Raw genomic sequence first — 15,032 nt, 5'->3', positions numbered from 1 at the left:
ATTAAATATTCTAAATTATGAAATGGATAGGCAGAAGACAAAGTGAGAATGTAGAAGATCGCAGAACATTATCCGGTGGAAAAGTAGCAGTTGGTGGTGGAATAATAGGAATTATAATTTTATTACTGAATGTTTTCGGGGGAGAAAATGCGCAGCTGTTAACTCCTGTTTTGGAGCAATTGCAAGGCAATCAATCCACACAAACTGAATCTGGGATTCCTTTAACCAAAGAAGAGGAAGAACTGGGTAATTTTGTTAAAGTGAATTTAGCCGACAATGAAGACATATGGGGCAAAATTTTTGCTGAAAATGGTAAGGAATATATAAACCCAAAACTAGTTTTATTCAAAGGTTCAGTAGAAACCGCTTGTGGAGGCGCTTCATCAGCATCAGGTCCATTTTATTGTCCTAGTGATCAAAAAGTATATATGGATTTAGATTTTTTTGAAGAATTAAAATCAAAATTTGGTGCAGAAGGTGGTGATTTTGCTATTTCTTACGTAATTGCGCATGAAATAGGACACCATGTACAAAATCTTTTAGGAACTTCAGATAAAATGAGACAGGCCCAGGAAGGAAAAAGTGAAGCTAAAGCCAATAAATTATCAGTAGCACTAGAATTACAAGCTGATTTTTATGCTGGTATATTAGCACATTATCAAAAAGGAAATAATATCCTGGAAGATGGTGATATCGAAGAAGCGCTTAGTGCTGCCAATGCTGTAGGCGATGATGCAATTCAATCAAAAATGCAAGGACAAATTGTTCCTGATTCATTTACTCATGGAACTTCTGAACAAAGAATGTATTGGTTTAAAAAAGGATACGAAACTGGTGATATAAAACAAGGTGATACTTTCAAAGACATGTATTAAAACATTTCTAGCTATTATTAGATAAAAAAAATCGGGAACAAAGCCCGATTTTTTTTGTGCAAACTTGAAAATTTATCCTATTACCTGAAATCTAAATTATCCCAACCAACCATCACGATCCAAACTTCCATACTGAATGGCTTCTGCAATATGTCCGGAAATAACTTTTGGAGTAGCATCTAAATCAGCTATTGTTCTGGCTATTCTAATTATAAAACTTCATTATAAGCAGATTTTAGAACTATTTAAGAGTTCTGAAAAATGGGTTAAGAAAGTAACATTGATATTTCATTGATTATAAAGGAATAACGATACTATCTCCTCCTTTTGAATTTACCATAATTATTAACGTCTCGACTATTGTTTGTAACGGATTAAACCGAAGTACTATCTTTTATTTAAGCAAAGTCAAGCAATCAAAGGCACATCGAAAAAATTAGCAGTATCTTTGCGCCAACTTAAAGAAGTACTCTAAAAAAATAGTGTTTACTTCATAAACACAATTTATGTCATTTAACTCATTAGGCTTATCTGATGCTTTATTAAAAGCGATCAGCAAAAAAGGATATTCAACACCTTCTCCAATACAACAAAAAGCAATTCCACCAATTTTAGAGGGTCACGATGTATTAGCATCCGCACAAACAGGAACAGGAAAAACAGCCGGTTTCACGCTACCCATATTACAAATATTATCGCAAGGGAAACACTTAAGTCACAGACCTATTCGTGCCTTGATATTAACTCCAACACGAGAATTGGCGGCTCAAATATTAGCTAATATAAAAGAATACAGTGAGTTTTTGGATTTGCGCAGCGCCGTAATTTTTGGAGGTGTAAACCAAAATCCACAAGTTGCTCAATTGCGTCAGGGTCTTGATATTTTGGTAGCAACTCCCGGTCGATTAATCGATTTGCAAAATCAAGGTTTAGTATCGCTGTCTAAAGTTGAAATCTTGGTTTTAGATGAAGCAGACCGCATGCTCGATATGGGTTTTTTACGTGATATTGAACGTATCATGAAAGTATTACCTTCCAAAAGGCAAAACTTGCTGTTTTCGGCAACCTTTTCAAAAGATATCAAGAAATTGGCAATGGGTATTTTGCACCATCCTGTTCAGGTTGAAGCGACACCGGAAAACACGACGGTAGATGCTATTATTCAAAAAGTATATCCTGTTGCCAAAGAGAAAAAAACGGAATTGATCATTAAACTGATTACGGAAGGCAACTGGAAACAGATTTTGGTATTTACGCGTACCAAACAAGGTGCCAATAAGTTGACGGAGAGCATGATTAGTGCCGGTATTAAAGCAGCAGCTATTCACGGAAACAAAGGTCAAGGCGCACGAACTAAAGCCTTAGCTGGTTTTAAAAACGGAAGCCTAACTGCTTTGGTCGCCACAGATATTGCCGCTCGAGGTTTGGATATTCCATTATTACCGCATGTTATTAATTTTGAATTGCCTAATATCCCCGAAGATTACGTACACCGAATAGGTAGAACCGGAAGAGCTGGAGCAAGTGGAGAAGCCATTTCGTTAGTTAGTCCGGACGAAACCACTTTTTTACGTGATATAGAGAAATTGGTTGGCTTGAAATTACCCAAAGAAAACATTAAAGGTTTTGAGCCAGATCCTAATGCGTCAACGGAGCCAATTAAGCAAGGGCAAGGAAGACAACAACGGAATTCGACTCCTAAGAAACCAAAAACAGATACTACAAACCGCACCAGCAATAATAGTTTTGGTCCAAGACGTCCAAGTCAAAATAATGACCGACGTTCTAATAGATAACAACTAAGAAAATACGTTTTCTTCTTTTAGGAGCAGTATGATTTCGTTTTTTAAGGAAGTCACCTCCCGCTATACACTGCAATCCTTGTGAGGGCTAAACGCCAGCCTCACAAGGATTTTCGTTTCTATCGGGGCTATAAACCACTATTTCTTTTATAAAGACCTTTGTATTTCAATCTTTGAAAAAACAAAGTTGCTCTCGTTTATGGGCATAGTTTGCAAAACTGCGCTATCCAACTCGATGTGTTTAGTTCAAATCAGAGTGGACGGTTTAGTTAGAAATGAATAGCTTAATTTTATTTAATCGTTAAATAGCTTTTCTAATTCCATAATATGAATTTTTCCTATCGGCTTTTTTGTTTCCAAATCAATTTTAGATTTATCATAAATCTTAATAAAAATATATTTATCATTGAAATATAAAATTTCACGTTGTGATGTTGGATATTTTTCTTCAAGAATATTTTCAATATTTTTTATGTTATCTAAATTGTCAGTAAGTAAAAAAGTATTATGAATTTGTTTGCAAAAATAAATGCCTATTAGTATGTAAAATAAAAATAAAAAAATGTTACAAAACTTAAATAATTCTTTACCTATAAAATTACTTGCATTGTAACAAAAATTTAAAATTACATTCATACAATAAACAGTAAATACTCCAACTAATACACTAAAATTTAAATCCCCAACTTTATTTCTTAATGCTATATTGAATAAAAAGTAAATGACTCCAAATACAAATATTAAAATAAAAATTATAAAAGCATTTCTGACATCTCTTTTTTTATTTTCCTCTTTTATTTCTTCTTTACCGTTTGGTTTAACTTTGATTACATCAAATATTCTCTGAAAAAGAAAAGCTAAGGCATTAGGTAATAATGCAATTAAAAAGAAAGAAAGAATTAAAACTCCATCAGCAACAATTTGTGTAATCGAAAAAAATCTTAAATATGGATATGAAATATTAATTAACCCCGCTACGCAAAGTCTCCGACTTTGAGCATGTATTTTTCAGTCTCCGACTGACCTTAAAATTCAAACATTTGAAAAACAAAACCCGCTCCGCAAAGTCTCAAGACTTTGAGCTTTTAATTTAAATATTCTTAAAAATCGCAAACGATATAAAAGTCTCCCGACTTTTTTCGTAAATGTCTCAAGAATTGATCAAAAATCTGAAATCTCAAATCTGCTCCATTTTATATTGAAAACTGTTGTTTCCAAATACAACAAATAATTTAAAGCATTACTTTACAAACTAGTATTTTATTCATACTCATTCAAATCTAGCTTAAGAATAGTACCTACTCTGCTAAACTCTTCGTTAATCTTTGCATTCACAATAAGTTGTTCATTTGTTATTGGATGATTAAAAATTAACTGATGTGCATGAAGCATCATTCCTTTCAGTTCAAAATTCTCCAACCATAATTTATTTTGTTTGTTACAACCATGTGGGCGACTTCCTAAAATGGGATGAAAAATATGTTTGAAATGTTTTCGTAATTGATGCATGCGTCCAGTTTCAGGAATCGCTTCTACCAAACAATATCGTGACGTTGGTTTATTGTTAAATTCTAACTCAATTTCGGTACTTTGCAAGCGATGAAAGTAGGTTATTGCATTTTGTATAATGCCATCATCATTGGTTAAATCATAATCAATCGTTAGTTCTTCGGGTGACCAACCCCGTAAAATTGCTAAATATTTTTTTTCAACTTCGCGTGTGGCAAAACGATCATTCATAATTTTTAAAACGGCTGCATCCAACGCAAATAACAAGACACCTGATGTTTTGCGATCTAACCGATGAATAGGATAAACGTGTTGCCCTCCTATTTGATTTCTCAATTCTTGAATAGCAAAAACTTTTGCATCGCGCGCATAAAATGATTTGTGAACTAATAAGCCACTTGGTTTATTAATTGCAATAATATATTCGTCTTGGTACAGAATTTCTAACATTTGGCAAAAATAAAAGAGATTTCTATCGAAATCTCTTTTTTGACTTATTTATTTCTATACTTTTATTTTTTCTCCGCTTATCGATTTTGCAGAGGTTAAATAGCTGTAATCAAAAATCGTTAATCAAAAATCTGAAATCTAATTCACCCCAACCAACCATCACGATCCAAACTTCTATACTGAATGGCTTCTGCAATATGTCCGGAAATAACTTTTGGAGCAGCGTCCAAATCAGCTATTGTTCTGGCTACTTTCAAAATACGATCGTAGGCCCTAGCTGATAAATTCAAGCGTTCCATAGCGGTTTTTAATAATTGTTTGGAAACATCATCCAGCGCGCAGTGTTCTCTAATGTGTTTGGTATTCATTTGTGCATTGTAATGTATATTCTCCATTTGCTCAAAGCGTTCCGTTTGAATTTCTCGCGCTGCAGTCACTCTTTTTCGAATATCAACACTACTTTCAGCTTTCCTGTCATCTGATAATTTTTCAAAAGGAACCGGAGTAACTTCAATGTGAATGTCAATTCGGTCTAATAAAGGCCCCGAAATTTTACTCAAATACCGTTGCATTTCGTGTGGCGAAGAAGTTTGCGGCGAATCGGGATCATTAAAAAAACCACTTGGACTAGGATTCATACTTGCCACCAACATAAAAGACGACGGATAAGTAACCGTAAACTTAGCTCTTGAAATAGTCACTTCCCTGTCTTCTAACGGTTGGCGCATTACTTCCAGGACATCTCTTTTAAATTCCGGTAATTCATCCAAGAATAAAACACCGTTATGCGCCATAGAAATTTCACCCGGTTGCGGGTAACTTCCTCCTCCTACTAACGCCACATTGGAAATAGTATGATGTGGACTGCGAAACGGTCTTTGATTCATTAGACCCACTTCCTTCAGTTTTCCGGCAACACTATGGATTTTTGTAGTTTCTAATGCTTCACGCAAAGTCATCGGTGGTAAAATACTGGGCAATCGTTTGGCAAGCATTGTTTTTCCTGCCCCTGGCGGACCAATCAAAATAATATTATGTCCCCCGGCAGCGGCAATTTCCATACACCGTTTTATACTTTCTTGTCCCTTAACATCCGAGAAATCAAATTCTGGGAAATCTAAATCTTTATAAAACTCTGCTCTGGTATCAATGATTGTAGGTTGTAATGTGCCTTTCCCTTCCAAAAAATCAATAACTTCTTGTATGTTTTCTACTCCATAAACCTCTAAACCGGCAACAATTGCCGCTTCTTTTACATTTTGCTTTGGAAGAAAAAAACCTTTAAACCCTTCTTCTTTTGCTTTTATTGCTATTGGTAAAGCCCCACGGATGGGTTGTAAACCTCCATCAAGAGAAAGCTCTCCCATGATAATGTATTTGTCAATATCATCTGCTTTAATTTGTCCCGAAGCAACAAGAATTCCAATAGTTAAAGTCAAATCATAAGCGGACCCCTCTTTACGCAAATCAGCCGGAGCCATATTGATTGTGATTTTTTTGCCCGGCATTGCATATCCATTATTTTTGAGTGCGGCAGCAATTCTATAACTACTCTCTTTGATGGCATTATCAGGCAATCCTACCAAATGATATCCAATACCTTTATCAATATTTACTTCGACGGTAATCGTTGTGGCCTCGACTCCAAAAACGGCACTTCCAAAAACTTTAACTAGCATATCAAATTGTTTTGTTTAAATGTAAAAAGTATTAATTCTAAAAAATCCAGGTAAAAAATCAACTGTCATTTAAAACTTCTAATTATATTTTTTCAGAAGGATATACTAATCCTATTTCGTTTCTGACTTTATCAACTATTTTTATAAGCTCTAAACTATTTTGATGCGACCAAAGGGTACTTTCAATTTTGTTTTCTTTAATACATTTATGGCATTCTTCAATTTCATAGGTAAAGCCTTTACCTTTGGTAGGTAATTTATATTTTACTTTTTCATTCTCATTAATCAAAGTATATGATTCTGTCATAAACCAAGGTGAATTCAAATTAATTCTACCTTTAGTGCCACTAATCGTTGCTTTCATATTTGACGAAGAAAGAAAACTGGAATGCAAAACTGCCTGAGCATTATCATATTGCAAAATCATTGTCGTTTGTAAATCTGCTCCCGAATCATGAAAATTAGCTTTGGCAACAATTTCGTCAGGAACTCCCAATATTAGATACGACAAAAAAAGAGGGTATACGCCAATATCTAAAAGTGCACCTCCTCCTAATTTTAAATCCGCCATTCTATTCCCTTCCAGTTCTTTAGCTTGAAATGCAAAGTCTGCATTTATATATTTGACGTCTCCTATTTCACCGTTTTTAATTTTATGAAAAGCTTCCCGAACAGCAGGATTAAACCTGGTCCAGAAGGCTTCCATAAAAAATTTATTGCTTTTTTTTGAAGCTTCAATCATCTGAAAAGCATCATTATAAGATAATGCAATGGGCTTTTCACAAAGCACATGTTTATTGCTTTGTAATGCTTTCATTGTTAATACCGCATGGGAATTGTGGGGTGTTGCTATATATAAAATATCTACTTCATCATCGGCAAAAATTTCGTCATAAGTTGCATAGGCTTTATCACAATTATACTTTTCTGAAAATTGTTGTGCTTTTTCAGGATTTCGCGAAGCTACAGCAACAATTTTAGCATCATGAACTAACATTAAATCATCTGCAAATTGTTGCGCAATGTTGCCTAAACCTATAATTCCCCATTTTATTTTAACCTTTTCTTCCATAAAAAATAATTATTAAACCTTTTCGATAAACATTAAAAATACTATCAAACTATAATTTCTATAGTTTTCAAGAATATTTTAATTTAACAGGCATTTTAATTTTGTACGTAAATTAGTAAAATATTGGCACTAATAACACAGTATTTAATTTAATTTTGAATTTTACAAACTAGAAAAAATAATTATGGGAATATTCAATGCCATTTTAGGCAATGCATCAGAGGTAAACATTGAAAATGTTTCAAAAGAATTTGAACCTATTTTAATCGATGGGGAGATAATCGAAAAAGCATATAAGCTTATTCGTGATATGTTCATATTTACTAATAAAAGATTAATCTTAGTCGAAAAGCAATTGGTTGGAACCAAAGTAGATTATATGTCAATTCCTTATTCAAGCATCCAAAAGTTCTCTAAAGAAAGTGCTGGAATTATGGACATGGATGCTGAATTAAAGATTTGGTTAAAAAGTGAAGATACTCCCATCTCTAAACAATTTGGAAAGGGAGGAAACAATATCAATGAAGTTTACAAAATTTTAAGTCAACACCTTTTAAAATAATAATTTTTAAAAGTTAAAAGAAACACCTGATACAATAAAAGTATAAGGTGTTTTTTTTTGCTCCTAATTTTGATAAATTCTCGGTATAATTGTTTATAATTGCATGTAATTATCGAATAATCCATATAATATTAAAAGACTACTAATATATTATGATAAATTTAATAGTTTATAGAAACGGTCGTTTTTCAGGAAAACAACATTAATAAATTATTAAATTTAATGTTGAATTATCACATACCCACAAAATATAGGGGGGTAAACTGAAAAATCAATAAAAATAAAATATTATATTCTTTTTTAATAGGGGGTTTGAAATCATTTTATATTTTTATCGAAATTTAAAACTAAAAACTATGCGAAAGATTATTTTAAGTGTGATAATGATCACAATTCTAGTATTATCCATTTTTTCAATTCATCTTTTTGTTGAATCTACAACATTAGGTGCACACATTGTTGAATTAAAATTAGATACGGGAGATACGGCTTGGATGATAGTTGCCACAGCTCTCGTATTATTAATGACTCCAGGACTTGGATTCTTTTACGGTGGAATGGTAGGTAAAAAGAATGTTATTAGTACAGTACTACAAAGCTTTATGGCTATGGTTATAGTAACTGTTCTATGGGTTGTTGTTGGATTTGGATTATGTTTTGGACCATCAATAGGTGGATTTATAGGAAATCCTGTGTCAAACTTATTTTTTCAAGGGGTAAGTGCTAACACTGCTTGGGAACTGGCTCCAACCATTCCAATGATCTTGTTCGCTTTATTTCAAGCAAAATTTGCAATTATTACACCAGCCTTAATAACTGGAGCTTTTGCAGAACGTGTTCGTTTCTGGGCTTACTTATTATTTATGGTTTTATTCATATTATTCGTTTACTCTCCTTTATGTCACATGACATGGCATCCTGATGGATTATTATTCGGATGGGGAGTATTAGATTTTGCCGGAGGAACAGTTGTTCATATGAGTGCAGGTTGGGCTGCTCTTGCCGGAGCTATGTTCTTAGGAAAAAGAAAAGTACAAAAAGCAAATCCTGCTCGTATTACTTATGTATTATTAGGAACCGGTTTATTATGGTTCGGTTGGTTCGGTTTCAATGCTGGATCTGCTGTTGGAGCTGGAAGTCTTGCTGCTCAAGCTTTAGGAACTACAACAGTTGCTGCTGCTGCTGCTGCAATGGGTTGGGTATTTCTTGACAAAATTCTTGGACACAAACTTTCTGCAATGGGAGCTTGTATCGGGGCTGTTGTAGGTTTGGTTGCTATTACACCAGCTGCAGGATTCGTAAGCATTCCTCATGCAATGGCAATTGGTCTTATTGCAAGTATTGTAAGTAATCTTGTTGTAAGCAAATTTCCTAAAGGTAAAATTGATGATGCTTTAGATGTATTTGCTTGTCACGGTGTTGGAGGGATGGTAGGTATGCTTTTAACAGGTGTATTTGCATCAAAATCTGTAAATGCGATTGTAGGAGATAACCAAGGTTTAATTTTTGGTGACGCTACTTTATTTTTAATTCAATTAAAAGCGCTTGTTCTTGTTTCTATATTTGCATTCTCAGTATCGTATTTCCTTTTCTTTATTGTAAATAAAATTACTCCTTTAAGAGTTTCTGAAGAAAAAGAAGAATTAGGTTTAGATATTTCTCAACACGGAGAATACTTATAATATACCTTTTTATAAATAAATTAAGGCACTCTGAAAATTAGTTTTCAGGGTGTTTTTTTTTGCAGAATATCCAATACTTTTTCTCTACTTTATCTTCCTTAAATAGATCTAGCAAACTCCTTATTTGCGAAAACTCTCAATAATAATGATTGCATTCTATCCTGTTTTAAAATAATTTAGATGTGGTACTTCAAAAACAAATTCGAATTATCTTCGATACGAATTATTTCTATTTTGAACTTCTACATATATGCAAGTACCCTATATTATTACACTCTCAATGCTAAATCATTGCTTAAATAAATACTAATCAGGTTACATTTCATTTGATTATCCCATTCCCGACAGCTATAATAATTACTTTTCACAAAATTGAATTCTCAAAAAATTGGTTACTAAATGAAAAAACTCCATTCCAATAAAAATTGAAATGGAGTTTTTAAAACTTGTTTATAAATAACCTCTATTCTTTTATCAATCTGATTATTTTTTGGTTAATACCCTGATTGACTATCGCAATGTAAGCACCTGATGGAAGTTCATCTCCAAACTTAATTTGTTTGCCATTACTAGTATCAATGTGTTTCACCATTTTTCCAAGTGAATCATAAATTAATACTTCCACTTTTTCATCACTGCCCCCTTCAACCATCAAAGTAAATTGATAACTTGATGGATTAGGATAAGCAATAACATCAAATTTACCAACTGTTACCTCTAAAGATGAATTCTGAGTAATAGCATTAACATCATCTACTATGCGACTATTATTATTACATTTATTAATCTTTAGTGTGGTGGTGGTTATACCAGAGCAAGTACCATTACTGAAACTGTAGGTCACCGAATATGTTCCCGTTGAACTGGCTTCAAGATTGATACTTCCTGTCAAACTATTAATAATCAATCCCGCAGAAGAGGAATATGTACCGCCTGCCTGACCCATTCTAATTACATTTACTGAACCTGATTTACAGAACGGACTACCATTATAACTGATGCTTGCTGTCGGTAATGCATTTACCGTTAAAGTTCCAGATGATGACGTAACAGGACTACCACAACCTGTAGTTACAGTATATCTGATAAGTGCATTTCCTGCATTCACTGCAGTTACAAGTCCTGTACTTGCATTCACCGTTGCTACAGATGTATTCGTACTACTCCAGCTTCCACCTGTAGTACCGTTATTTGTGTAGTTTGCTGTTGCTCCTTTGCAAAGCGAAGCAGTACCACTTACTGTTCCTGCTGTAACATTTGGACTAATTGTTACACTTACTGCTACTCTTTCACTTTCACAACTACCCAATGTACTGCTTACATAGTAGGTCCCCGTGCTTATTACAGTAGAACTGGTAAGTGCCGTGCCGTTTTTTGCTTTAGTGTACCATTTATATGCCCCACCATCATTGGGTAGTAAAGCTACGGTTGCTGAATTGCATAAGTTTTGTGCTGCCACAACAGGTACTGCTGGAATCCCAATAGTTACATTGGCAGTTGCTGTACCGGAACAAGTACCATTGCTGAAAGTGTAGGTTACACTATATGTACCTGCTGCACTAGCTGCAAGATTAATGTCCCCAGTTAAGCTATTAATACTCAATCCTGCAGAAGAGGAATAAGTACCTCCCGATTGCCCAGACCTTGTTACTGAAGCGGTACCACTTGCGCAATAAGAGCTGCCACTATAACTTATGCTCGCTATTGGAGCTGGGTTAATGGTAATATTAGCACCGTTATTAGTACCAATAAAAGCTGGTGAACTACTTGTTATGCGTATCCTGTATCCGTTACCAGTAATCACATTGGATGGAATCGTTACAATAATCACAGCTGCAGAAGCATTGCCAGACAGTGTACCAATGTTTACCGGACTTGCAAAACTTCCCGCGGAGTTACTTAATTGCGCCGTAAAAGTATTGCCTCCGCCAATATCAATGGCGGCATACTGAAGATTAAAACTGCTTCCAACACATATTGAAGTAGGCACGCTACCCGTCCTAATTTGCTCACCTGGTTGTTGAAACCCTTGTGTGATCATGACAGTAGCAGTATTCAGCGAAGGGATAATCGTTTCACCAATACTAAAAGTGATTTGACTGCTACCTCCCGTTAAGGTCCCTCCGGCATTGGAGACGACCTTACGACTGATGGTTTGCGCATTTGCATTACTGACAATGGTCAGTATTGCAAATAATATGATTATATTTTTCATTGTATCATTTTTTTAAATCACTTATTTGTTGTGTTTATGGTTTTTAATTGTATTTGCCATTGGAGTTCAATATACCATTGGCTCCAATAGTAAGGCTGTTGTCCTCAAAATACACATCCGTACCAGCCTCAATATACACTTTGGCATCTATAATGCTTTTGGCACTCATCAGCTTTGGTAATAAGGCTAATAGGAATATTATTTTTATATATTTCATCTTTTTAAATTTTAAATATTACCTAAACAATTTAAATTGAATTAATATAAAATGATTGTAGAGCCAGTTGCAATTCTACCATAAACTACTCTACTAACATTTTGACTGCTTACTGAAATTGTACCGCCAAAAAATGAAACGCCTGTACTTGTACTTACTGAAAGAGTAACTGAAGTACTTGTATTTCCTGCACCAGTAACAATTAAAAATGTAAATGTATCACCAACTGTTGCATTTGGTATTGCTGTAATTAAGGCAGCCGCAGTTGGCATTGTAATAGTTACACTATTATTATTTCCAGAAGCAGTAAATATACCAATATCTAAAATATCAGATACTGAAGCGGTTGTATTAGTACCTATTGGCGCTCCTCTATTAACTATTACTTTACCATTTGTAAACCTTGTAGAACCTAAAGCTGTATTTCCTGTTAATGTTTTATTTCCAGCAACTGTTTGAGTGGTTGTTAAATCAACGAAATTTTTCGTAGTAGATCCTGTACCACCATTAGCCACAGCAACTGTACCTGTAACATTGACTGCAGTACCCGTAGTGTTTTGATTTAAAGTTGGAAACGAAGTTAAAGAAGCTGCACTACCAGTCGGTTCTAAGTAATTTGTTCCCGCTACAAAATTAGCAACGCGATAATCATTTGCATAAGTGGTGTTTGCGGAGTTATCACCCGTGTTGGTTCCTGTTGTAGCTGCAATTGTTGCTTCTTGTGCTGGAGAAATTCCAACTTTAGCAGTATTCAAAGCAATGGCACTATTCTGAGTCGTTTGCTCTGATTGAAGTGTTGAAATTGCGGATGCATTGGTAGCGTCTCCTGCTGTTCTAGCTGATGTCTCTGCTGAAATTGAAGCTGCATTGGTAGCGTCTCCATTTGTTCTAGCTGTAGCTTCTGCTGAAATTGCAGCTGCTCTAGCTGATGTTTCTGCTGATATAGCTGTAGCGTTTGCACCAATAGCTGTATTTTGAAGACCATCGGCAGTTGTTCTAGCTGATGTTTCTGTTGCTATTGCAGCTGCATTGGTAGCGTCTCCATTTGTTCTAGCTAAAGCTTCTGCTGAAATTGCAGTTGCATTGGAAGCGATGGCGTTATCGTGAGCAGTGTCAGCAGTGGCTCTAGTTGTGCTTTCTGTTGAAATTGCATTGGCATTGGCTAATTCAGCAGCTCTTGCGGTTGTAGCTTCTGCAGAAATCGCAGTTGCATTGGCAGCGATGGCGTTATCGTGAGCAGTGTCAACAGTGGCTCTAGTTGTGCTTTCTGTTGAAATTGCATTGGCATTGGCTAACTCAGCAGCTCTCGCAGTTGTAGCTTCTGCTGAAATTGCAGTTGCATTGGAAGCGAGGGCATTATCGTGAGCAGTGTCAGCAGTGGCTCTAGTTGTGCTTTCTGTTGAAATTGCATTGGCATTAGCTAACTCAGCAGCTCTCGCAGTTGTAGCTTCTGCTGAAATTGCAGTTGCATTGGCCAATTCAGCAGCTCTTGCGGTTGTAGCTTCTGCAGAAATCGCAGTTGCATTGGAAGCGATGGCGTTATCGTGAGCAGTGTCAGCAGTGGCTCTAGTTGTGCCTTCTGTTGAAATTGCAGTTGCATTAGTCAACTCAGCAGCTCTTGCCGTTGTTGCTTCTGCTGAAATTGCAGCTGCATTAGCCAACTCAGCAGCTCTTGCGGTTGTTGCTTCTGCTGAAATTGCAGTTGCATTGGCCAATTCAGCAGCTCTTGCGGTTGTAGCTTCTGCAGAAATCGCAGTTGCATTGGAAGCGATGGCGTTATCGTGAGCAGTGTCAGCAGTGGCTCTAGTTGTGCTTTCTGTTGAAATTGCATTGGCATTGGTTAACTCAGCAGCTCTCGCGATTGTAGCTTCTGCTGAAATTGCAGTTGCATTGGCAGCGATGGCGTTATCGTGAGCAGTGTCAGCAGTGGCTCTAGTTGTGCTTTCTGTTGAAATTGCATTGGCATTAGCTAACTCAGCAGCTCTCGCAGTTGTAGCTTCTGCTGAAATTGCAGTTGCATTGGAAGCAATGGCATTATCGTGAGCAGTGTCAGCAGTGGCTCTAGTTGTGCTTTCTGTTGAAATTGCATTGGCATTGGTTAACTCAGCAGCTCTCGCGATTGTAGCTTCTGCTGAAATTGCAGTTGCATTGGCAGCGATGGCGTTATCGTGAGCAGTGTCAGCAGTGGCTCTAGTTGTGCTTTCTGTTGAAATTGCATTGGCATTGGTTAACTCAGCAGCTCTCGCGATTGTAGCTTCTGCAGATATTGCAGTTACATTGGCAGCGATGGCGTTATCGTGAGCAGTGTCAGCAGTGGCTCTAGTTGTGCTTTCTGTTGAAATTGCATTGGCATTAGCTAACTCAGCAGCTCTCGCAGTTGTAGCTTCTGCTGAAATTGCAGTTGCATTGGCAGCGATGGCGTTATCGTGAGCAGTGTCAGCAGTGGCTCTAGTTGTGCTTTCTGTTGAAATTGCATTGGCATTGGTTAACTCAGCAGCTCTCGCGATTGTAGCTTCTGCTGAAATTGCAGCTGTATTATTCGAAATAGCTGTGTTTTGAAGACCATCTCCAGTTATTCTAGCAGATGTCTCTGCTGAAATTGAAGCTGCATTGGTTGCATCTCCACTTGTTCTAGCTGTAGCTTCTGTTGAAATTGCAGTTGCATTAGTCAACTCAGCAGCTCTTGCGGTTGTTGCTTCTGCTGAAATTGCAGTTGCATTGGCAGCGATGGCGTTATCGTGAGCAGTGTCAACAGTGGCTCTAGTTGTGCTTTCTGTTGAAATTGCATTGGTATTGGCTAACTCAGCAGCTCTTGCGGTTGTAGCTTCTGCAGAAATCGCAGTTGCATTGGCAGCGATGGCGTTATCGTGAGCAGTGTCAGCAGAAGTTCTGCCAGAAGTTTCTGCTGAAATTGCAGCTGTATTATTCGAAATAGCTGTGTTTTGAAGACCGTCTGCAGTTGTTCTTGC

The 15,032-nt window shown here is 36.1% G+C and carries 11 protein-coding genes and 1 pseudogene; 4 read left to right on the top strand and 8 right to left on the bottom strand.

The window, feature by feature from the left end; genetic code table 11:
* The first annotated feature begins 17 nt into the window (after positions 1-17).
* The gene (gene ypfJ, locus ACNQGG_RS12455) at positions 18-875 is read left to right on the top strand and encodes a KPN_02809 family neutral zinc metallopeptidase (RefSeq protein ID WP_417964437.1); all 858 of its coding nucleotides are present in this window, start codon (positions 18-20) and stop codon (positions 873-875) included.
* A gap of 96 nt (positions 876-971) precedes the next feature.
* On the opposite strand, the pseudogene ACNQGG_RS12450 reads toward ypfJ, so the two are convergent.
* Positions 972-1,088: pseudogene (locus ACNQGG_RS12450) on the bottom strand (magnesium chelatase subunit ChlI family protein); the annotation flags it as partial.
* Positions 1,089-1,381: 293 nt separating this feature from the next.
* Here ACNQGG_RS12450 and ACNQGG_RS12445 point away from each other — a divergent pair.
* Positions 1,382-2,671, top strand: coding sequence for a DEAD/DEAH box helicase (locus ACNQGG_RS12445; RefSeq protein ID WP_417964435.1), 1,290 nt, complete (start codon positions 1,382-1,384; stop codon positions 2,669-2,671).
* A 300-nt stretch (positions 2,672-2,971) separates the two neighbouring features.
* Here ACNQGG_RS12445 and ACNQGG_RS12440 read toward each other — a convergent pair whose 3' ends face one another.
* The 4 genes from ACNQGG_RS12440 to ACNQGG_RS12425 form a co-directional block, all read right to left on the bottom strand.
* Entirely contained in the window at positions 2,972-3,313 is a 342-nt protein-coding gene (locus tag ACNQGG_RS12440) for a hypothetical protein (RefSeq protein WP_417964433.1), read from the bottom strand.
* 624 nt (positions 3,314-3,937) lie between these two features.
* Positions 3,938-4,636, bottom strand: a complete 699-nt coding sequence (locus ACNQGG_RS12435) for a pseudouridine synthase (protein WP_417964431.1) — start codon at positions 4,634-4,636, stop codon at positions 3,938-3,940.
* A gap of 143 nt (positions 4,637-4,779) precedes the next feature.
* Complete coding sequence (locus tag ACNQGG_RS12430; RefSeq protein ID WP_417964429.1) at positions 4,780-6,315, bottom strand: YifB family Mg chelatase-like AAA ATPase; 1,536 nt, start codon at positions 6,313-6,315, stop codon at positions 4,780-4,782.
* A gap of 82 nt (positions 6,316-6,397) precedes the next feature.
* Positions 6,398-7,387: a Gfo/Idh/MocA family protein gene (locus ACNQGG_RS12425; protein ID WP_417964427.1), complete on the bottom strand. Its 990-nt coding sequence runs from the start codon at positions 7,385-7,387 to the stop codon at positions 6,398-6,400.
* A 184-nt stretch (positions 7,388-7,571) separates the two neighbouring features.
* Here ACNQGG_RS12425 and ACNQGG_RS12420 point away from each other — a divergent pair, with 184 nt between their 5' ends.
* On the top strand, positions 7,572-7,949 hold the full coding sequence (locus ACNQGG_RS12420; protein ID WP_416851504.1) for a PH domain-containing protein: 378 nt from the start codon (positions 7,572-7,574) through the stop codon (positions 7,947-7,949).
* Positions 7,950-8,305: 356 nt separating this feature from the next.
* Entirely contained in the window at positions 8,306-9,631 is a 1,326-nt protein-coding gene (locus tag ACNQGG_RS12415) for an ammonium transporter (RefSeq protein WP_417964425.1), read from the top strand.
* 463 nt (positions 9,632-10,094) lie between these two features.
* On the opposite strand, the gene ACNQGG_RS12410 is transcribed toward ACNQGG_RS12415, so the two are convergent.
* From ACNQGG_RS12410 to ACNQGG_RS12400, 3 genes are all read right to left on the bottom strand, one after another.
* Positions 10,095-11,846 (bottom strand): Ig-like domain-containing protein, encoded by a 1,752-nt coding sequence (locus ACNQGG_RS12410; protein ID WP_417964423.1) that lies wholly within the window; start codon positions 11,844-11,846, stop codon positions 10,095-10,097.
* A gap of 43 nt (positions 11,847-11,889) precedes the next feature.
* The gene (locus tag ACNQGG_RS12405; protein WP_417964421.1) at positions 11,890-12,063 is read right to left on the bottom strand and encodes a hypothetical protein; all 174 of its coding nucleotides are present in this window, start codon (positions 12,061-12,063) and stop codon (positions 11,890-11,892) included.
* 41 nt (positions 12,064-12,104) lie between these two features.
* The coding region (locus ACNQGG_RS12400) for a beta strand repeat-containing protein (RefSeq protein ID WP_417964419.1) at positions 12,105-15,032 on the bottom strand (2,928 nt) is incomplete at its 5' end.

This window comes from Flavobacterium esculini (assembly GCF_048284325.1).
In the GTDB taxonomy this organism is placed as follows: domain Bacteria; phylum Bacteroidota; class Bacteroidia; order Flavobacteriales; family Flavobacteriaceae; genus Flavobacterium.
The sequence above is the reverse complement of the archived record's forward strand: the minus strand, read 5'-3'. Positions and strand labels throughout refer to the sequence as shown.